The organism is Bacillus sp. B19-2 (genome assembly GCF_022832475.1).
Classification (GTDB): domain Bacteria; phylum Bacillota; class Bacilli; order Bacillales; family Bacillaceae; genus Bacillus; species Bacillus paralicheniformis.
Genome location: NZ_JALHKQ010000001.1, coordinates 1,007,094 through 1,027,318, shown reverse-complemented (window position 1 = coordinate 1,027,318; position 20,225 = coordinate 1,007,094). Strand labels below are relative to the sequence as shown.

The following is a 20,225-nucleotide window of genomic DNA, read 5'->3' as shown; positions in this document are numbered from 1 at the left end:
AGAAAAAGGCGCCCCCCAAGGACGCCTTTTTTCATATGGTTTATTTCGATTGCAATGTTTCCTTCTCGTCTTCCCAAGCCTCTGTGTTTTTCAGACCTGGAATCGAGCTTGCCTTAAAGACAGGGTTCTTCCCTGCTTTGCGCTGTTCAGTATAGTCTTTCAGCACTTTCGCAGCAATCCCGGAAAGAAGCAAAATCGCAATCAGGTTAATGATCGCCATTAATCCCATAAATAAATCCGCCATGTCCCACACAAGCTGGAAACCGGATACAGATCCGAAGATCACCATTGCAACAACGGCTGTACGGTAAACAGCAAGCGCCGTCTTGCTCTTTTTAATAAATTCAATGTTCGTCTCACCATAATAGTAGTTTCCGACGATTGAGCTGAAAGCAAACAGGAAAATCGCCACTGCGACAAACGCAGGCGCCCAGCTTCCAATGTGATGCTGCATGGCTGCTTGTGTAATTTGAATGCCGTCAAGCTCTTTGCCCGGCGTCAGATTGAACAGCAGAATCATAAAGGCTGTCGCACTGCAGATGACCATCGTATCAAAGAATACGCCAAGCGTTTGGATAAAGCCTTGCTTCGCCGGGTGAGAGACATTGGCAGTCGCCGCTGCGTTCGGCGCGCTTCCCATTCCGGCTTCGTTTGAAAACAAGCCGCGCTTCGCACCGATAATAATGATGCTGCCGAGCGTACCCCCTGCAATCTGCTCGATCCCGAAAGCATCTTTCACAATCATCGCGAAAACGGCCGGTATTTGAGAGATATTTGTCAGCACGACAAATAAAGCAAGCGCAAGATAAATGACCGCCATAACCGGAACGATCAATTGCGTGACAGTCACGACGCGTTTCAAACCGCCGAAAATGATAAATCCGGTCAAAACCGCCAAAATAATGCCGACCGTTGTTTTATCAAGGTTGAAAGCCCCTTCCATCGAACCGACGATCGTATTGGCTTGCACCGCATTAAAAATCAAGCCGAATGTAATCGTAATTAAAACGGCAAAGATAATGCCCATCCATCTGGCGCCCAGCGCTTTTTCCATGTAATAAGCAGGCCCCCCTCTGAAATGATCGCCGTCTTTGACCTTGTACACTTGAGCCAGCGTACTTTCCACAAAGCTGGAAGCCATACCGACAAGCGCGACAACCCACATCCAAAAGACCGCTCCCGGTCCTCCTGTTGCAACAGCAAGCGCGACACCGGTCAGGTTCCCCGTGCCGACACGCGAAGCGGCGGAAATAAAGAAAGCCTGCAAAGACGAGACGCCTTTTCCTTTCTCCTCCTTTTGTCCGACGATACGAAACATCTCGAAGAAATAGCGGAATTGAACGAATTTCAATTTAAACGTAAAGAACAGGCCTATTCCTATTAATATATAGACTAAATAAGTCCAAATAAAACCGCTCGGGACATTGATGATTTCGCTTAAAATTTCTTCCATAGCACCCTCCTGAAACAAACGAATTTTGTTTTGATGTTAAGTTTTCTAACATGGTAGGATTATATCATAATAATGACACAAGAAAAACTAGATAGAATTTTCTGTTTTTTAAACATAAAGGCTGTTTGCATCATTATTACTTTAGACCTAATGCTCATTATAGCAGAGTATCATCTTTATTCATACATAAAAATGCGCTTTCATTCCGAATGCGCTACGAAAAATCTCATGTTGTCAATAAATATTTGCCAACTGTCACAAAATAATCATCTTTTCTTATCACATAAAATATGCTAAGATGATGAGATACTAAGGGGATGAGATCAAATGAAAAAGACATTGTTTCTGCAACTGTCCATATTCTTTTTAGTCATTGCGAGCCTTCATTCGTTCTCAATGCCCCAGATGCCGGCAAATCACCATACGCAAAAAGCCGCTGTTTCAGGAGATGAACTCCATGAACTGACAGTCGGCAAATATGGTGACGAAAAGGCGAAATCATTGTGGAATTCACTCGGCTTCGGAGCTGAATCCATCCTTCTCTTAATCTTAGCTGCGGCTTCCGGCCAGGCGTTCATGATGAACAGGCGGAAAGAGCATCTGAAGGCATTTATGCTCGCGGTGTTCTATCACTCTTCTTATTTCGATAAAGTGCATGTTTTAAAACCATAACCATACGAAAAAAAACGGGAGGTTTTAACATGTTATTTATCATAAGAACGGTGATTATTGGACTATTTTCATTGGCAGCAATCAATTTGTTTGTTTTTCAAGGAATTGAATTCATGCATGCGTTTACCGATCTTTTCAATCGCCAGGACAGCTGAATTTAGCGACCCGAAAAAGCTGGACAATAAAATTTCATAAAGCAGTTTGATTGGCATGAATCCGGCATTGCACGGATTCATGCCTTTTCATTTGGTCTTCCTTTGTCTTCTGATTGCAGTAAGACTTTAAAGCGGAACAATTCTATTATACTTAAATACAACTTTTCCATCTTCTTCAAAAACAATTAAATTTTTTCGAAAAATTTTAAACATTTTTTTAACAACTGCCGCCGTTTTATTTCAAATCTACAAATATAAGATATAATGTTACTGTACCAATTAAATACCAATTACTTATAGAAAGAAGATGTTCATATGAGTAAAGTATCCGGAAAAATTGCTTTTGTTACTGGCGGAGGCCAAGGAATTGGCGAAGCAATCTGCAAACGCTTGGCGGAGGATGGGTTCGCTGTTGCAGTTGCCGATTATAATGCAGAAACTGCGACACAAGTTGCTGAGGACATTAACCAGCAAATCGGTAAGGCAATTGCAGTTAAAGTGGATGTTGCTGATCGTGACGATGTTTTTAAAGCAGTCGATGAAACGGTTAAACGCCTCGGCGGTCTTGATGTGGTGATCAACAATGCAGGTCTTGGACCAACCACACCTATTGAAAGCATTACATATGAAGATTATCGGAAAGTCTATGATGTTAACGTCGGCGGTACTTATTGGGGAATACAAGCAGCTGTAAAAGCCTTTAAAGAACTTGGGCACGGCGGGAAAATCATTAATGCTTCTTCTCAAGCCGGCCAAGTCGGTAACCCGGGCTTGGCAGTTTACGGCGGAACAAAGTTCGCTGTTCGCGGGATTACGCAAACGGCGGCAAAAGATCTAGCTGAATTAGGTATTACTGTTAACGCCTTTTGTCCGGGTATCGTTAAAACGCCTATGATGATGGGGATTGCACAGCAAACCGCTGATGAAGCAGGCAAACCATTTGAATGGGGAATGGAACAATTCGCTAAAAATATTGCATTAAAACGCTTATCAGAGCCGGAAGATGTAGCAGCATGCGTTTCTTACCTTGCAGGGCCGGACTCAGATTATATGACCGGCCAGTCTCTTATCATTGATGGCGGAATGGTATTTAATTAATTTTAAAATTTATTCAATATGGAGGGCGGAATTTTCCGCCTCCATATTGAATAACAAGCTAGAGCTGATATCGTCACGGTTCGTCCAACCACGCCCCGTTTAAAAATTTTGACCAAAGAACGTCTTCCCTTTGAAACCCCTGTTGCACTAGTGCAAAGATTTCCCCTGCGATAAGCGGCAACCAAGATAACTCCTTTCTATTCCGCTCCAAACCTCATAGGTTTATTTGCGCGCTTTTTCCGTCAATTTGTTTATTTCCTCCATTTCTTTCGATTTCCTCTAAACTGCGACCTCGAGTTTCAGGGACGCGTGTCCGGATAAATACAACTCCAAGTAAACAAATCACACCGAAGATTGCAAACACAACTTCTTGAGACATCGAAGCGGTCATAATAGGAAATAGCAATCCAACCAAGAAAGAGCCAATCCAGTTAAATGATGAAGCTAATCCAGACGCACGCCCGCGAATGACCAGAGGGAAAATTTCTCCAACGATGACCCAAGTTAAAGGAGCCCATGTGAATGAATAAAGTGCTACATAGATACTTAAAAAGACAACCATCATCATCGGATTTGCATTAGGAATTAATATATTCAATATTGCCGGCAAAATAAAGGACAGCCCCATAACGGTTCCGCCTACTGTTAATAAAGTGCGGCGATTAAATTTATCAGCAATCATGATGAATAGTAATGAACCTAGCACGAGAATAACGCCTTGAATAATCGGCCACATCAACGCTGAACTTGCTGCATTCCCTGTTGCTTTTTCTACAATCAAAGGAATGTAATAAAAAATTGCGTTCGCACCCTGGAATTGTTGAAAGGCGGCAACACCGACACCGGCAATTAATAAAAAACGATATTTATTACTTAATAGTGTAGACCAAGATGCTTTTTGATTTGCCTTCGTCTCTTCTCTTGCAGTTTCTTGAATTTGTGCTATTTCAGAATCAATCTCTCCTTTGTTAGAGCGAATATAGCTCAACACCTTGCGAGCTTCATCAAGTTTATTGTTCTTGATTAAAAAACGCGGTGATTCGGGTAACTTTAACATTCCAACATATAAGATCAAAGCAGGTACGGCAGCCAAACCAAGCATCAACCGCCATGCCATTGTTTCCGGCAAATCTTTCAAGAGAAAATCAACAATGTAAGAAAGCAACATTCCAGAACAAATCATGGTTTGATTAATTCCTGACAGCCGTCCGCGTAAACGTGCAGGCGCCATTTCCGACATATAGGCCGGGACCAATGCAGAAGCAGCACCAACGGCCAATCCCAATAAAACCCGAGAAACAATCAAAAACAGGACCCCGTTATGAGGTGCTATTCCTGACAAAATGGATCCAACAACAAAAATGACAGCGGAAATTAAAATCATTTTGCGACGTCCCAAACGATCAGAAAGCTGTCCGGCCAGGGCGCCTCCAAAAATAGCGCCTAACATGACCGAAGAGGTAATCCAGCCAATAACCCCGGCGTTGTCTTGAAGGTTCCAATCATGTTGCAGAAAAGGCAAAGCACCCGTCATAACGCCGATATCATAACCGAAAAGAATGCCGGCAAAAGCCCCGAAAAAATAAATGAAGCCACTTGAGATTTTCTTTTCATTAACCATTAAAGTTCCCTCCTCAAGGTTGAAATGATACTGTGTAATCCAGCCACCAAAATTATCGATGGCTTTTTAAGAACTCATAAAAGTGTTTTCAAACCGCAAATACATGCTAGGATATAGGTGGGATTTCTCACTAACATCATGGTTTTATTCGCCTATTATTAAACGCTTTCAATTTTTCCGGAATATGACGATAACGCTTACAAAATCATGAATATTTCGATATCTGATATCCCTATTTTTCACCTCCAAGGAAGCAGAACCTCCTCGGAGGTTAGAGGCATTACTTAATAACCACATATTCCAGGTCAACCAGTTTTGCATAAGTGATCATTTGATCTGTTGTTACATTCAATGAAACAACTGTATGGTGACCGCCGCCATTCTCAAGCCACGCTTTCACTCCATCCTGGAAGTTAGGCTTCACTTCCCAAAGCACCCGTGCCACTGGAAGGTTTGGTGCCGGAACAGTTGGTTCAAATGCAGAAACTTCGTTAATCAACAGTTTGTAGTGCGTACCAAAGTCTGCCATTGAAACAACCACACCATCTCCTGCTTTTCCGTCGAACACTAAGCGCGCCGGGTCTTCACGATCACCAATACCTAATGGAGATACGATAATTTTCGGTTTGTTGCTTGCTAAAGATGGGTCAACTTCAAGCATATGTGATTGAAGGATTGATTCTTGACCGGCAGCTAATTCATATGTGTAATCTTCCATAAAGCCGGTTGATTGGTTGCGGCTCATCACTTTAAGTAAGCGATCGAGCGCTGCCGTTTTCCAATCTCCTTCACCAGCAAAGCCGTATCCTTGGGCCATCAAACGTTGGACGGCAAGACCCGGAAGTTGTTTCATCCCATATAAATCTTCAAAGTTAGTTGTGAAGGCATGATAACCACCATCTTCCAGGAAGCGTTTAATGGCGATTTCATAGCTTGCTTGTACTTTTACGCTCTTCTCCCAATCTTCCTGACTGTAACTACCATAATCAAATTCATAAAGATCTGCATATTCAGCAAACAATTGATTAATGTCTTCATCTGTAACCGAATTCACGTATTGAACAAGATCACCAATGCCAAAGTAATCAACTGTCCAGCCAAATTGAATTTGCGCTTCAACCTTATCCCCTTCAGTAACAGCAACGTTACGCATGTTGTCACCAAATCGAGCGACCTTGATGTTGAAGCTTTCGTTATAAGCAACCGCTACGTCCATCCATTCCGCAATTTGCTGTTGCACTTCAGGACGCTCCCAATAACCTACGACAACTTTATTTTGTTTTTTCAAACGGGCATTGATAAAACCATATTCACGGTCCCCATGAGCAGATTGGTTTAGGTTCATAAAGTCCATGTCAATCGTTGTCCATGGAATACTTTCATTAAATTGTGTCGCTAAATGAAGTAACGGTTTTTGTAATAATTTCGTTCCGCGAATCCACATTTTTGCAGGTGAAAAAGTATGCATCCAAGTGATAACACCGGCAACTTCGTCACGATAGTTCACTTCTTTCATGATGTTTGTGATTTTATCTGCACTCACAGCTAAATCTTGCAATACAAGCGGGTATGGCAATACAGCGCTTTCATTTAGAGCATCAGTCACGGCTTGCGCGTGCGCTCTGACTTCTTCCAGCGCTTCTTCCCCATAAAGATGTTGTGAACCTACGACAAACCAAAATTCTTTTTTTCCTGTAGTTAACATCATAACCCTCTTTTCTAAAATGAATAGTTTGATAGAATCGATTTACTTTTGACCATAATAAGCATTTTCACCGTGTTTGCGTAAATAATGTTTATCTAAAATATATTGTGGTAATTCGTTTGCAAAATGATTTAATTCTCGTGTAAATAAATTCATTTTCGCGACTTCGTCCAACACCACACTATTCAATACTGCTGATTTTACATCTTTGCCCCAAGTAAATGGACCATGACCGTGAAGTAAGACACCAGGAACAACTAAAATATCTAACCCGCGCTCTTTAAAAGTTTCGATAATGACATGACCTGTTTCTGCTTCGTAACCTCGATCAACCTCCTCTTGTGTCAAGTAACGGGCACATGGCACGGAACCATAGAATGTGTCTGCATGAGTGGTTCCCATCGCGGGAACATCAAGGCCTGCTTGAGCCCAGATTGTCGCCCAAGTTGAATGAGTGTGTACAATTCCTCCAATTTCAGGGTAATGCTTATAAAGTACCGCGTGAGTCGCTGTATCTGATGAAGGCCTCAGTACTCCTTCAACAACATGGCCATCTAAATCAACAACCACCATATCACTAGCTTTCATTGTTTCATAATCAACACCACTAGGTTTGATAACGAATAAACCAGTTTCACGGTCAATGGCACTTGCATTTCCCCATGTGTATTTCACGAGTCCATATTTAGGCAAGTCCAAATTTGCTTGTAACACTTCTTCTTTCAGTTGTTCTAGCACGTCAACCCCTCACTTTCCACTCATTAAATCAAATGATCCACAGCGGCCTGCTCAATCATTAAACCTTTTTTGTACCGTTCGATAAATGCTTCAAATCCTTCAACATCTAATTGATCAGGGTAAATTTCTTGCCCGGCATCTTCTTCAAAGACTTTTTTGTCGAGGAAATCTTCCAAGCTTTCTTCTTGATCTTTGTTCATCATGTAAGAAGCAAGAATAGCCATCCCCCACGCACCGCCCTCTCCGGCTGTTGCCATCACCGATACTGGCGTATTCATTGCAGCTGCAACTATTTTTTGTCCGACAAGAGGGGTTTTGAATAAACCGCCGTGAGCTAAAATGCTATCAATTTCAATTTTTTCCTCTTTGGTCAAAATATCCATTCCGATTTTCAAAGCTGCAAAAGCTGCAAAAAGGTGTGTCCGCATGAAGTTCGCTAAATCGAAACGACTCTCTGGTGAGCGGACAAATAACGGCCGGCCTTTTTCTAGTCCTGTAATATTTTCACCGGAGAAATAACCGTAGCTTAGTAAGCCGCCGCCATCTGAGTCAGCTACCAATGCTTTATTCAACATCACTTCGAATAATTTATTGATTTCAACCTTTTGTCCCATTGCCTCAAAAAATTCACGAAACAACCCTAGCCAAGCATTCATATCGCTTGAGCAGTTATTCGCATGAACCATTCCAACCGGACTGCCATTTGGCGTTGTTACCAAATCAATTTCCGGATATACTTTTGAAAGTTCTTTCTCTAATACAATCATGGCAAAAACTGAAGTTCCTACTGAGATGTTTCCAGTGCGTTTCCTCACACTATTCGTAGCAACCATTCCTGTTCCGGCATCGCCTTCCGGCGGACAAATCGGAATGCCTGGTTGTAAATTTTTTGATTGATCGAGAATTTTCGCGCCAATTTCGGATAATTCGCCAGCTTGCTCGCCTGAAATATAAACTTTAGGAAGAATATCCTTTATCCTCCAAGGATAGCCTTTGTTCGAAATCAATTCATCAAATTGCTTGACCATCGATTCATTGTAATTTTGCGTTGATTCATCAATTGGGAACATGCCCGAAGCATCTCCAATGCCAATTGCTTTATTGCCAGTCAGCAACCAGTGAATGTACCCGGCTAAAGTGGTGATATAATCAATGCGAGGCAAATGCTTCTCTTCATTTAATATCGCTTGATATAAATGAGCAATACTCCACCGTTCAGGGATATTGAATTGAAATTGATCAGTTAATTCTTTTGCTGCAGCACTGGTTGTTGAGTTACGCCAAGTTCGAAACGGAACAAGCAGCTCCCCTGTGTTGTCAAAAGCCATATATCCATGCATCATGGCAGAAAATCCGATAGAACCGATTTTGCGAATGGTGATGCCATAATTTCGTTCAACTTCATTCTTCATTTCACTATAAGCTGTTTGCAACCCGGTAATAATATCTACTAAGTTGTACGTCCAAAATCCATCTTCCAAGCGGTTTTCCCACTCATAACTTCCAGATGCGATTGTTTCAAAACTACGATCAATCAACACCGCTTTAATACGTGTGGATCCGAATTCAATTCCAAGTGATGTTTCTCCCTCAGTTATCGCCTGCTTGATGTTTACTTGATTCGTTTTCACGTTATCCCCCCTCTGATAGCGATTTCAAAATTATTCGAAAGAAGGCATTCCCCTTTTCGCTTAACTTAATTACAGACTTAGTATATTTTTTGTACGTACATTTGTCAATTAAGAATTAATATGTTCATATAAATATCACAACGAAATTTCTGTTCGTTTTCTCTTAAACGCTTATAATAAAAGGTATTTGTATAACATAAAATCTAAAGAAAAAAATTAGAATTACTGTTCATTTTCACGAAAATAAGGCGAAATCTTTTCATTCATTGAAAGCCATGATAAAATATGTCCACACAAATCATTCAATTAAAAAAATTAGAATGCGAACAATTATGAAAGAAGTGAGTGAAATGAAGCCAAAGTATAAGGTCATCATTAATGATATAAAAAGTAAAATCCTTTCAGGAGTTTACAGGGTAGGAGAACAAATTCCTACTGAATCCGCCATACAAGAAGAGTATAAAGTCAGCCGGCACACTGTTCGAAAGGCCATTTTAGAGCTGGCGAACGAGGGGTTTTTAAGAAGTGAAAAAGGGTCTGGCACTTATGTAAGTAACCAGTATCAATCAAAACCTGGCGGGAATTCCAATAATAAAATAATCGGTGTAATCACGACCTACATTTCAGATTACATTTTCCCCTCAATTATTCGCGGAATTGAAGGGAGATTGAATGAGGCTAATTATTCGTTACTATTAGCTAGTACAAATAATGATGTCGAACAAGAAAAAAAAGCTTTGGAAATGATGCTGTCATTTGGCGTAGATGGTTTAATTGTTGAACCTACGAAAAGTAATCTATACAATCCTAATATTGCTTACTATTTATCGTTTAAGGAACAGGATATTCCTTTCATCATGATCAATGCTTATTATGAAGAATTAGATGTTCCTTTTCTTTGTCTCGATGATGTGCAGTCAAGCTATCTCGCTACAAAAGAATTAATATCAAAAGGGCATACACAAATTGGTCTCATTTCAAAAATGGATGATTTACAAGGAAAGTATCGAATGAAGGGCTATATAAAAGCGCTTGGTGAAGCCAAATTACGATTTCAACCAGAGCATGTGCTTTCATACAATACAGAGACGAAGCTGGACCTATACACAAACCTGAAGAAGTTTTTAAATGAAAAGAGAGACGTGTTGACTGCAATTGTTTGCTATAACGACGAAGTAGGGTTGGAAGTAGCAAATGTATGCAGACAACTTAATATTTCTGTCCCGGACAAATTGTCAATTATTGGTCAGGATAATTCGTATATTGCCAAAAATGCGAATATCAAACTAACAACATTGACACATCCTCAAGAACAAATGGGACACGATGCAGCTGATTGGGTCATCAAGAAATTACAAGGAAAGAAGGACTTACCAAACGAAACCTACTATCAGCCTGTGTTAATTGAAGGTGAAACCGTAAAAGAGTTAGACGTACAATAAAGGAAAACCCAGTCCATGTTCACTAAAGGCGTGAATACGGACTGGGTTGTTTTACTCTGTTATCAATTAAGCAGCAGAGAATTTTCATGTATTTGACGCTTACTCCAAAAAGAAGCCCAACAAAGAAAAAAGCTTGTATCACAAGAAAAGTAGCCTAGTGTTTAAAAATCAACCTGTTTAAGGTTTATCTGGCATGTTCTTTTTCAGCAGCATTCTTCGCGGTTCTATTCTTGATGGGCATGTTGTGATATGAGGTCGATTTCACTCCAGTTCATGTTTGCTGATCCATACATCTGTTACTTCCCCTGCCTCATCTTCGTCGATGATGAAAGAACCGTTGCTGTACCGGTCATGAAGCTTGATATCTTTGACAAGCAGCTCCTCTGTGATACCTTTTTCGGTTTGAAGCGTGATTTGAGCATGATATGAGCATGCGAGCAGCCCGGTGATGCGGTGAGGTTTTTTCTTCAGTTCCCTCAGCATGAGAACCCCTCGTTTCGCCCGTGACGTTTTTTCAAATTCGGTGCGGTTCATCCGCTTAATAGATCCGCGCTGGGTCGCGAGCACAAGCACATCCGATTCCTCTAACACCTGCCCGCTGGCGACAAAGTCGCCGTCTTTCAAATTGACGCCTTTGACACCGGCCGCCCTTGCGCCGACGACGCTGACCTCATCTTCTGAGAACCACAGACCGTAGCCGGAATGTGTTGCGATAAACAAATCTTTCGTTCCGTCCGTTACATGAACATCGACCACTTCATCGTCGCCTTTTAAGTTAAGAGCGACCAGTGCTTTTGAATAGCGCTGTGCTTTATACTGCATCAGCTGAGTTCTTTTCGCCATTCCGTTTTTCGTAAAGAACAGCAGGTATTCAGATTCGGTAAACTCTCTGACAGGGATCGCCTTGACGATGGATTCATCGCTGTCGATCGATATGATATTTGTGATGTGCTGACCCAGGTCTTTCCATCTGATATCAGGAAGCTGGTGAACCGGACAATACACATAGCTCCCTTTATTTGTGAACAAGAGCAGTACGTCTGTCGTATTCATTTCCAGCTGACAGAGCAGACGATCGGTATCTTTCATGCCGAAGTCCTGGCCGTTTGATGCAGCAAAAGACCGCTGGCTCGTTCGTTTAATATAACCGTCTTTCGTCACGGTCACATAAACGTCTTCAGACGCCACCATCACTTCAAGATTGATTTTGATTTCTTCGATTTTTTCTTCGATGACAGAACGCCTTTGACCGGCATAGGTTTTCTTCACCTTTTTCAAGTTGTCTTTGATCACTTTTAAGAGTTTCTTGTCATTGGAAAGGATCTCTTCCAGCTCTTTGATCTTCCGGTCGAGTTCTTTTGCTTCTTGTTGAAGGGCCGTAATATCTGTGTTTGTCAGCCTGTACAGCTGCAATGAAACGATCGCTTCAGCCTGCGGCTCTGTAAATGCGAACTTTTCGATCAGATTGTTTTTGGCATCGCGCTTGTCATTGGAGGAGCGGATCGTCGCGATGACTTCGTCCAAAATGGACAGTGCCTTCATCAATCCTTCTACGATATGATGCCTTTCCTTCGCTTTTTTCAGCTCATACTGAGAACGGTTTGTGATGACTTCTTTTTGGTGGCCGATATAAGCGTCCAAAATCGATGTGAGATTCATCAGCATCGGTCTTCTGTTATGAATAGCCACCATGTTAAAGTTGTACGGAATCTGCAAATCCGAGTTTTTGTACAAGAAATTTAAAATGCCTTGTGCATCCGCTTCTTTTTTCAGCTCAATCACGATTCTGAGTCCTGTCCGGTCGGTCTCGTCACGGACTTCGGAAATCCCTTCGACCTTCCGTTCAATCCTGAATTCGTCCATTTTTTTCACTAAATTCGCTTTGTTGACTTCAAACGGAATTTCAGTAATGACAATTTGCTGGCGGCCGCCTCTGATCGTTTCGATCTCGGCTTTGCCCCTGATGATGATTTTACCTTTTCCGGTTTCATAGGCTTTTTTTATGCCTTCTTTCCCCTGAATGATTCCTCCGGTCGGAAAGTCCGGTCCTTTTACGAGCTCCATAAGGTCATCCACACTGCAGTTCGGCGAGTCAATCCGCCTTATCACGGCATCGATCACTTCTCCGAGATGGTGCGGCGGAATGTCAGTCGCATACCCGGCGGAAATCCCTGTCGATCCGTTGACAAGCAGGTTCGGGAACATCGCCGGAAGGACGACGGGCTCCTTGCTTGTATCATCAAAGTTTGGCACAAACTCGACCGTTTCTTTGTCAATATCTCGCAAAAGCTCTGAAGCGATCGCTGCGAGCCTTGCTTCTGTATAACGCATCGCAGCCGGCGGATCACCGTCGATGCTTCCGTTGTTACCGTGCATTTCAACCAGCACGTTGCGAACCTTCCAGTCCTGGCTCATCCGCACCATCGCTTCGTAGACCGAACTGTCTCCGTGAGGATGATAGTTCCCGATTACATTACCGACCGTTTTTGCGGCCTTGCGGAAATTCTTATCGTGCGTGTTTCCTTCCGCATGCATGGCGTATAGGATTCTTCTTTGAACAGGCTTCAGGCCGTCCCTGGCGTCAGGGAGCGCCCGATCCTGAATAATGTATTTGCTGTATCGGCCGAAACGGTCGCCGATCACGTCTTCCAATGGTAAATCATGATAAATCTCTGGCTGTGCCATTTATTTAAACCTCCTCAGCGACCGATAAATTCTCGTTTTCTAAAATGTTGCTTTCTTCATCAAGTCCGAAAGCGACGTTTTTCTCAATCCATTTTCTTCTCGGCTCAACTTTGTCGCCCATCAATGTCGTCACGCGCCTTTCCACACGGGCTGCGTCATCGATTTTAACTCTGACAAGCGTTCTTGATTCCGGGTTCATTGTCGTTTCCCAAAGCTGGTCAGCGTTCATTTCGCCGAGACCTTTATAGCGCTGAATCGTATATCCTTTTCCGACTTTTTTGAGGACGTCGTCCATTTCCTCATCAGACCAAGCATATTCAATGATTTCTTTTTTGCCCGACCCTTTGCTGACTTTATAGAGCGGCGGAAGCGCGATAAACACTTTTCCGTGCTCGATCAGCGGCTTCATATAGCGGTAGAAAAAAGTCAGGAGCAGCACTTGGATATGAGCGCCGTCTGTATCCGCATCTGTCATGATGATGACTTTGTCGTAATTAATGTCCTCAATGTCAAAATCGGCGCCGACCCCTCCGCCGATCGCGTGAATGATCGTATTGATCTCTTCATTTTTAAAAATATCGGCCAGCTTCGCTTTTTCCGTATTGATAACCTTTCCGCGGAGCGGCAGGACAGCCTGGAATTTCCGGTCTCTTCCCTGCTTTGCTGATCCTCCGGCAGAGTCACCCTCCACGAGATACAATTCGTTTTTGGACGGATTCCTTGATTGTGCAGGCGTCAGCTTGCCGGAGAGCGTCGCTTCGGATTTCTTTCTTTTCTTTCCGCTTCTTGCCTCTTCTCTTGCTTTTCTCGCAGCTTCTCTTGCCTGGGAGGCTTTAATCGCTTTCTTGACGAGCAATGTTGCCGTTTCCCTGTTTTCTTCAAGGAAATATGCGAGCTGCTCGGAGACGATCGCATCAACGGCTGACCTTGCTTCACTCGTGCCGAGCTTTCCTTTTGTCTGTCCTTCAAATTGCAGAAGCTCTTCTGGAATCCGGACGGAAACGATTGCTGACAGGCCTTCCCGGATGTCCGTTCCTTCAAGGTTTTTGTCCTTTTCTTTTAAAAGGGCCACCTTTCTCGCATATTCGTTGAATGCTCTCGTCATCGCCGTTTTTGCACCGGACTCATGGGTTCCCCCGTCCTTTGTTCTGACATTATTGACGAATGACAGGATGTTTTCGGAATAGCCGTCATTAAATTGAAACGCGAAGTCCACCTCGATGCCGTTGTGCTCCCCTTCAAATGAGACCACTTCAGAAAGCGCGTCTTTCTCCTCATTTAAATAAGCGACAAAAGCTTCGATTCCGTTTTCGTATAAAAACGTTTCTTTTGTTTGATCGCGTTCATCGATCAATTCGATTTTTAATCCTTTTAACAAAAAGGCTGATTCTCTCAGACGCTCTGAAAGCGTTTCAAAGTTAAATGTCGTTGTGCTGAACATCGTAGGATCAGGCTTGAAATGAATCAGGGTGCCGGTCTTTTTGGTCGTTCCGATTTTATCAAGGGATGTCACCGGTTTGCCGCCGTTTTCAAAACGCTGCCTGTAAACATTTCCGTCCCGCTCAATCGTGACTGTCAGCCACTCGGACAGGGCGTTTACAACGGATGCACCGACGCCGTGCAGCCCCCCGCTCGTTTTATAGCCGCCTTGGCCGAACTTTCCTCCGGCATGCAGCACTGTCAAAATAATTTCGGGAGTCGGTTTGCCGAGCTTATGCATTCCTGTTGGCATTCCCCGGCCTCTGTCTTGCACCGATATGCTGTTATCTTTATGTATCTTTACTATAATGTGATTCCCATGGCCCGCGAGGACTTCATCGACGGAATTATCGACGATTTCATATACGAGATGGTGCAGGCCCCGGCTGTCTGTCGAACCGATGTACATACCGGGGCGTTTTCTGACCGCTTCCAGGCCTTCGAGCACCTGTATGGAATCATCATTATAGTCAACTTGCTGTTTCTTAACCAAATGCATAAACCCCTTTCAAAAATCAAACATTGCTTATAAAGAATAATACACACTCTGTTATGTAAAGCAAAGTATTATCCGATTCTTTTCCAATCGCTTCAAGCATTGTCGGGAACATGTTAAAATGAAAGCCGCTTTTTTGCACAGCCGTCATTTTACACGATTCGTCCCCTGGAGGACAAGGCTTTTCCACCAGCAATTGGAAAATCATTCTTAAAAAAACTGTCCAAGACTTATTGTAGCCGTTTTCCACAGCAATTCGCAAACATATTCTCGCATAAAAAAGACAAAAACCCTTGAAAAAACAAGGATTTTTGTCTTTTTTATGCCGATTTTGTTAACGCGTGCGCCACTTTTATACACAAATCCATAATCACCGTATAGCCTTTTTCGCTCAGAAGCCGATAAGCCTCTTCGTTGACAAGCCCCTGCTGCGCCCAAAACACATCTGCGTCTATCTCCAGGAATTCCTTTGCGACATCGGGCAGATGTTCGGATCTTCTGAACACATTGACGATATCAATATGTCCTTCAATGTCTTTTAATGATGCCACAGCCTTGACGCCCAGCGCTTCATCTATGGCCGGATTGACAGGGATGATGTCATATCCCGCGTCCTGCATCGCTTTTGATACCATGTACGATGTTCTTTCAGGATTGTCGGACAGGCCGACTACCGCGATTCGTTTGCTGTTTTCAAGAATGCTTTTGATTTCCTGTTTAGAAGGGTTTTCCATGGCGATCACTCCTTTTACGTTCAGTTTACACGAAAGCAAAGGCGATAATCAAAATTTTCATATGATTAGGGCGCATTATCTTGTATGATATATACGGTACTTTTAAAGAAAAGCCGTCATGAAAGGCGCCTCTCATGTTAAAATAAAGAGAAGGGATCATCTAAAAAGGAGAAATGAAATGTTAATTGCTTTATTATTTGTTTTAGCCTATCTACTCGGCAGCATTCCGTCCGGATTAATTGTCGGAAAGGCCGCCAAAGGAATCGACATCAGGGAACACGGCAGCGGCAATCTTGGCGCCACCAATGCATTCCGGACACTTGGGGTGAAAGCCGGCTCCATCGTGGTGGCTGCGGATATTTTGAAAGGGACGCTCGCCGCCTTTCTGCCCGCCATCCTCCACATCGGCGTACACCCTTTGTTGGCCGGTGTAGCCGCAGTCATCGGGCATATGTTCCCTGTGTTCGCAAAATTTAAAGGCGGAAAAGCTGTCGCTACTTCCGGAGGCGTATTGCTTTGCTATCAGCCTTTTCTGTTTCTCACAATGATTGCGGTGTTCTTTCTGTTTTTGTATATCACAAAATATGTATCGCTTTCTTCCATTTTAACCGGCTTGTATACAACGGTTTACAGCCTGTTTACGAAAGATCTTTTATTGGTGGCAGTCGTCGCCTTTCTAACGGCGTTTGTCGTATACAGACACAGGACGAACATTAAACGCATTATGGATAAAACCGAGCCTAAAATCAAGTGGATGTCCGGCAAAAAATGAGCATGTCCGAAAAACATTATATTTTCATGATCGGACAAAATCGTTATATACTATAAATAGATTCAGCATGCTTTGAAACAAATGATGAAGGAGTGCTTGCCCGTGAATTTGAAAATTAATGAAGAGGCGCTTAAATGGTATAAGGACGAGCTTGATTTAAAAGAAGGAGATCAGGTTCGCTTCTTTGTCCGCTACGGAGGCTGCAGCAATGTTCAAAAAGGCTTCTCCCTTGGGGTTTCCAAAGATGAGCCGCAGCAAATCGGTGTGAGTGCGGAAAAAGACGGCATTACGTTTTTCGTTGAAGAAAGTGATGTATGGTATTTCGACGGCCATGATCTGCTTGTCACCTATAATGAATCTTCGGAAGAGCCTGTTTTTGAATATCAGTAAAAAAGAGCATTTTTTCAGCTTGCAGAGAAACTCTTGTTTTTCTGCAAGTTTTTTTATTTTTTATCTTAATTAAAGTACCGAAAAAAAGACTTCCGACACATAGGCCGGCTTGCCTGAGTGTGCGGCACATGCACACCGTGCGCTGCGTACACCTCCCCGAACAAATGAGTAAGGTACAGACTTTGTATATCTAAAATGCAGTTCGTCTAAAATAAAGCGGCAAGGATTTTCCCATTCTTCAAGATTTTTTCACAATCTTCTATTATACAGAGTCATTGACATCGAGGTGTTTGGACATGTTTTACGGTGTGATAACCTTTATTTTGCTAGCTGTTTTTCTGATCTTTTATTTAACGGACCGAAGAAGGATCATCAACGGTTTTTTATTCAATCTATTTTTTTGTTCATTTCTTGTTCTATCCTACTATCTGGCATACGTTGTCGGAATCGGATTTTTCAGACTGTTCGTCATTGTACCGCTGCTGATCTTTTTCTTTATCCTAACGTTTGGTCTATTTGCTTTAATGATCGGGTTATTTCTGAATGCGAGAATTCTTATCAAAAGAGAAGGACGACGATTGTCTAATTGTTTGACTTTAATTTCCGGGTTAGGCATTATCATATTTTTCCTATTGTCAGTGATTGACCCCGCTCGTTTTTTATCGCCAAATGTTCAGCCATTGTTTGCGGGATCATCGCTTATTACGGTCTATTTCTTTTTTCATTTAACAAATTTCTTAACAGCTTATTTTCTATATCAATTTAACAGACCGAAGCTTAATCAGGATTACATCATCGTTCTCGGGAGTGGATTAATTAACGATACAGTACCGCCGCTTTTAGCAAGCAGGATCAATAAGGCTGTCGATTTTTATTGGAAACAGACAGCTGTTGCTTCTCCGCCGAAAATCATCTTCTCCGGCGGGCAAGGACCTGATGAAAATCTTTCTGAAGCTGAAGCGATGCAAAGATATGCTTTAAAAAAAGGGATACCTGGAGAGCACACTTTGAAAGAAGACCGTTCTGTCAATACATATCAAAATATGCTTTTCTCCAAACAACTGATGGACTCATTAACAGACGGCAAATATAACAGCATCTTCACAACAAACAATTTCCATCTGTTCCGCGCCAGCCTATATGCAAAACGAGCAGGCTTGAAAAGCGACGGCATCGGTTCAAAAACCGCTTTTTATTATTGGCCGAACGCCATGATCCGTGAATATATCGCTGTGGTTGTGATGAATCGTAAACGGCATAGCATTGTCGTAGGAACGATATTGGGTTTTTCTATACTTTTGACCGCAATTCATTTTTTCATTGATTAAAACGTCAAACATGCGTCTTGAGATGTTGGTTTGTCTGGATGGCACCAACAAGAATGCTATTGATGGAAGTCTCGATGGATTATGATGGGTATTTTTGAAGGACATCTTCACCAGAAAGATGTCTTTTTGCTTGGAAAATATAATTTCACTACTCCGATGATTCAAATAGAATGGAAAACGATTTTCCCGCTATTTCGCAAAAACCTCCCCTTCTTTTATCTGCAACAAGCCGCAACTGAAAAGTGATGGTCTCAAATGCTAAAGCCTCAATTGACCCTTATCAGATCTAATGGTGAACAGATTCTTTTTTCTCAATGCTTCTCTCTGCTTCAAGTAGCTGTTTTTTTGGTGCGCTTGAACTTTAAATTAAATGCTTACAAAAGTGAAAGGAATATGTAAGAAAAATCAATAGTTTCGTTTGGAGGTTTTATATATGATGGGTTCGAGGTGATAAATAATGAAATGGTTTTTAGGGATTTTAACGGCAGGACTGATGATTTTGGCCGGGGGCTACTTTTTATATTCCGGATATTATTCAACGGAAGATTATTACGTCAAAATTACAACAGATCCAAAAGTCGTGAAAGAAAAAGCGAGTGATGGATACACATATATAAATTATAACTATGATGTTACAGGTTATGATAAAGATGGAAAACCCAAAAACCTAAAACTCTCTTCTCAGGAAAAAATGCAGAAAGGTCAGTATTATATTATTCATTGGGAATACAGAAGGGACATCATATCCAGCAAAGAAAAAGTAAGCGAGAAGCAAATAGATCAGGACATCATGCACAAATTAAACAATCAAAATGAATGAGACGCTCACTCTGCTCCCTAAAACTTCTTGTTTTAGGGACTTTTTTATGAAAAATAAAATGACTGCGGCCTTATCAAGGGATGAAAAACACTGAGGTACGACATCATTGAAACTAAAGATATCGTTCCGTCTTTTTCTCCTTCAATTTTTGCTCATCAGGATGAAACAAGCAAGAACAATGCTTGCTTGTTTCAAGGGTGTCCGGGTTTCTCTAAAACATCGGATGATTCGAGCCTGAAACGCTTGATATGGCTTGAGAGCTTTTCTTGTTTTAAAATCTCGATCTGCTTCTCTCCCAATAAATCAAAGTGAGGAAATTTGCTTCTTTTATGGATCCACTCTTTTTTCAGTCCGTACTGTTTGCCCCACTCTGCAAGCTTATCAATGTTGCCGCATCCTGCTTTTGTCACGGTATTGACATCCGGATACCTGTCATCGAGCCAGTAATGCGTGAGGAACGCAACTTCGCCGTTTGAAACGGCGCGCTTCCATTCGTTCAGCTCGTTTCTTTTAATCCCGAACGCCATTACTTTTTGGCCTCTTCATAAGCTTCATGCCACTTTGGATAAAGCTTGCGGAACTGAACCGGTTTGAAGCTGTCCCCGTCAACGCAAATATGGGACGATGTGGCCTTCACAGCGGTTTCACCAGCGGAATTGAAGATTTCATACCCATATACCGTTTTAAAGCCGTTATATTCTTCAATCCACGTATGTACCGTCGCGGTTTCACCGTAGCGAAGAGGTTTGACGTAGCGGACATTGATATCCACGACAGGCGACAGGATGCCGTCTTTCTCCATTTCGGCGTAAGAGAAGCCGAGTTCTTTAATTAAAGCCGTCCGTCCTACCTCCATCCAAATCAAATAATTGGCGTGATAGACGACGCCCATTTGATCTGTTTCGGCATAGCGGACTTCTATTTCTTTTTTTGAGACGTACAAATTCCCTCTACTCCCTTTTCACAATGTATATAATCCAATTTTAGCATATACAATGGGCAAAAA

At 42.3% G+C, this 20,225-nt stretch carries 18 protein-coding genes; 8 read left to right on the top strand and 10 right to left on the bottom strand.

The window, feature by feature from the left end; translation table 11 throughout:
- Positions 1 to 40 precede the first annotated feature (40 nt).
- Complete coding sequence (locus MST20_RS05400; protein WP_243940587.1) at positions 41 to 1,453, bottom strand: alanine/glycine:cation symporter family protein; 1,413 nt, start codon at positions 1,451 to 1,453, stop codon at positions 41 to 43.
- A gap of 327 nt (positions 1,454 to 1,780) precedes the next feature.
- Here MST20_RS05400 and MST20_RS05395 point away from each other — a divergent pair, with 327 nt between their 5' ends.
- The 3 genes from MST20_RS05395 (at position 1,781) to MST20_RS05390 (ending at position 3,378) form a co-directional block, all read left to right on the top strand.
- Positions 1,781 to 2,125, top strand: coding sequence for a hypothetical protein (locus MST20_RS05395; protein ID WP_243940585.1), 345 nt, complete (start codon positions 1,781 to 1,783; stop codon positions 2,123 to 2,125).
- A gap of 29 nt (positions 2,126 to 2,154) precedes the next feature.
- On the top strand, positions 2,155 to 2,280 hold the full coding sequence (locus tag MST20_RS21155; protein ID WP_261378965.1) for a hypothetical protein: 126 nt from the start codon (positions 2,155 to 2,157) through the stop codon (positions 2,278 to 2,280).
- Between the two features lie 315 nt (positions 2,281 to 2,595).
- Complete coding sequence (locus tag MST20_RS05390) at positions 2,596 to 3,378, top strand: (S)-acetoin forming diacetyl reductase (protein WP_243940583.1); 783 nt, start codon at positions 2,596 to 2,598, stop codon at positions 3,376 to 3,378.
- 214 nt (positions 3,379 to 3,592) lie between these two features.
- On the opposite strand, the gene MST20_RS05385 is transcribed toward MST20_RS05390, so the two are convergent.
- The 4 genes from MST20_RS05385 to MST20_RS05370 form a co-directional block, all read right to left on the bottom strand.
- Positions 3,593 to 4,999: a sugar porter family MFS transporter gene (locus MST20_RS05385; protein WP_243940581.1), complete on the bottom strand. Its 1,407-nt coding sequence runs from the start codon at positions 4,997 to 4,999 to the stop codon at positions 3,593 to 3,595.
- 280 nt (positions 5,000 to 5,279) lie between these two features.
- Positions 5,280 to 6,704 (bottom strand): L-arabinose isomerase, encoded by a 1,425-nt coding sequence (gene araA, locus MST20_RS05380; RefSeq protein WP_243940579.1) that lies wholly within the window; start codon positions 6,702 to 6,704, stop codon positions 5,280 to 5,282.
- Between the two features lie 42 nt (positions 6,705 to 6,746).
- Positions 6,747 to 7,442, bottom strand: a complete 696-nt coding sequence (locus tag MST20_RS05375; protein ID WP_243940577.1) for an L-ribulose-5-phosphate 4-epimerase — start codon at positions 7,440 to 7,442, stop codon at positions 6,747 to 6,749.
- 23 nt (positions 7,443 to 7,465) lie between these two features.
- Positions 7,466 to 9,073, bottom strand: coding sequence for a xylulokinase (locus MST20_RS05370; RefSeq protein ID WP_243940575.1), 1,608 nt, complete (start codon positions 9,071 to 9,073; stop codon positions 7,466 to 7,468).
- Positions 9,074 to 9,423: 350 nt separating this feature from the next.
- On the opposite strand from MST20_RS05370, the gene MST20_RS05365 reads away from it, so the two are divergent.
- On the top strand, positions 9,424 to 10,515 hold the full coding sequence (locus tag MST20_RS05365; protein WP_105980981.1) for a GntR family transcriptional regulator: 1,092 nt from the start codon (positions 9,424 to 9,426) through the stop codon (positions 10,513 to 10,515).
- A 261-nt stretch (positions 10,516 to 10,776) separates the two neighbouring features.
- Here MST20_RS05365 and parC read toward each other — a convergent pair whose 3' ends face one another.
- The 3 genes from parC to MST20_RS05350 all read right to left on the bottom strand — a co-directional run bounded on the left by parC (position 10,777) and on the right by MST20_RS05350 (position 15,909).
- Complete coding sequence (parC, locus tag MST20_RS05360; protein ID WP_243940573.1) at positions 10,777 to 13,200, bottom strand: DNA topoisomerase IV subunit A; 2,424 nt, start codon at positions 13,198 to 13,200, stop codon at positions 10,777 to 10,779.
- Between the two features lie 4 nt (positions 13,201 to 13,204).
- Positions 13,205 to 15,172, bottom strand: coding sequence for a DNA topoisomerase IV subunit B (gene parE, locus MST20_RS05355; RefSeq protein WP_075754576.1), 1,968 nt, complete (start codon positions 15,170 to 15,172; stop codon positions 13,205 to 13,207).
- Between the two features lie 323 nt (positions 15,173 to 15,495).
- The gene (locus MST20_RS05350; RefSeq protein WP_152848662.1) at positions 15,496 to 15,909 is read right to left on the bottom strand and encodes a CoA-binding protein; all 414 of its coding nucleotides are present in this window, start codon (positions 15,907 to 15,909) and stop codon (positions 15,496 to 15,498) included.
- Positions 15,910 to 16,087: 178 nt separating this feature from the next.
- On the opposite strand from MST20_RS05350, the gene plsY reads away from it, so the two are divergent.
- The 4 genes from plsY (at position 16,088) to MST20_RS05330 (ending at position 19,219) form a co-directional block, all read left to right on the top strand.
- Complete coding sequence (plsY, locus tag MST20_RS05345) at positions 16,088 to 16,681, top strand: glycerol-3-phosphate 1-O-acyltransferase PlsY (protein WP_025809960.1); 594 nt, start codon at positions 16,088 to 16,090, stop codon at positions 16,679 to 16,681.
- A gap of 102 nt (positions 16,682 to 16,783) precedes the next feature.
- A complete protein-coding gene (locus MST20_RS05340; RefSeq protein WP_020451611.1) occupies positions 16,784 to 17,071 on the top strand; it encodes a HesB/YadR/YfhF family protein in 288 nt (95 codons plus the stop codon).
- Positions 17,072 to 17,367: 296 nt separating this feature from the next.
- The gene (locus MST20_RS05335; RefSeq protein WP_243940571.1) at positions 17,368 to 18,399 is read left to right on the top strand and encodes a YdcF family protein; all 1,032 of its coding nucleotides are present in this window, start codon (positions 17,368 to 17,370) and stop codon (positions 18,397 to 18,399) included.
- Between the two features lie 457 nt (positions 18,400 to 18,856).
- The gene (locus MST20_RS05330; RefSeq protein WP_243940569.1) at positions 18,857 to 19,219 is read left to right on the top strand and encodes a YxeA family protein; all 363 of its coding nucleotides are present in this window, start codon (positions 18,857 to 18,859) and stop codon (positions 19,217 to 19,219) included.
- A 191-nt stretch (positions 19,220 to 19,410) separates the two neighbouring features.
- Here MST20_RS05330 and MST20_RS05325 read toward each other — a convergent pair whose 3' ends face one another.
- Together MST20_RS05325 and MST20_RS05320 are read right to left on the bottom strand one after the other, a co-directional pair.
- Positions 19,411 to 19,746 carry a hypothetical protein gene (locus MST20_RS05325; RefSeq protein ID WP_243940567.1) on the bottom strand — a complete coding sequence of 112 codons (336 nt, stop codon included), beginning with the start codon at positions 19,744 to 19,746 and terminating at the stop codon, positions 19,411 to 19,413.
- Entirely contained in the window at positions 19,746 to 20,162 is a 417-nt protein-coding gene (locus MST20_RS05320) for a YbgC/FadM family acyl-CoA thioesterase (protein WP_020451607.1), read from the bottom strand. The genes MST20_RS05325 and MST20_RS05320 overlap by 1 nt, the downstream gene beginning before the upstream one ends.
- Positions 20,163 to 20,225 lie beyond the last annotated feature (63 nt).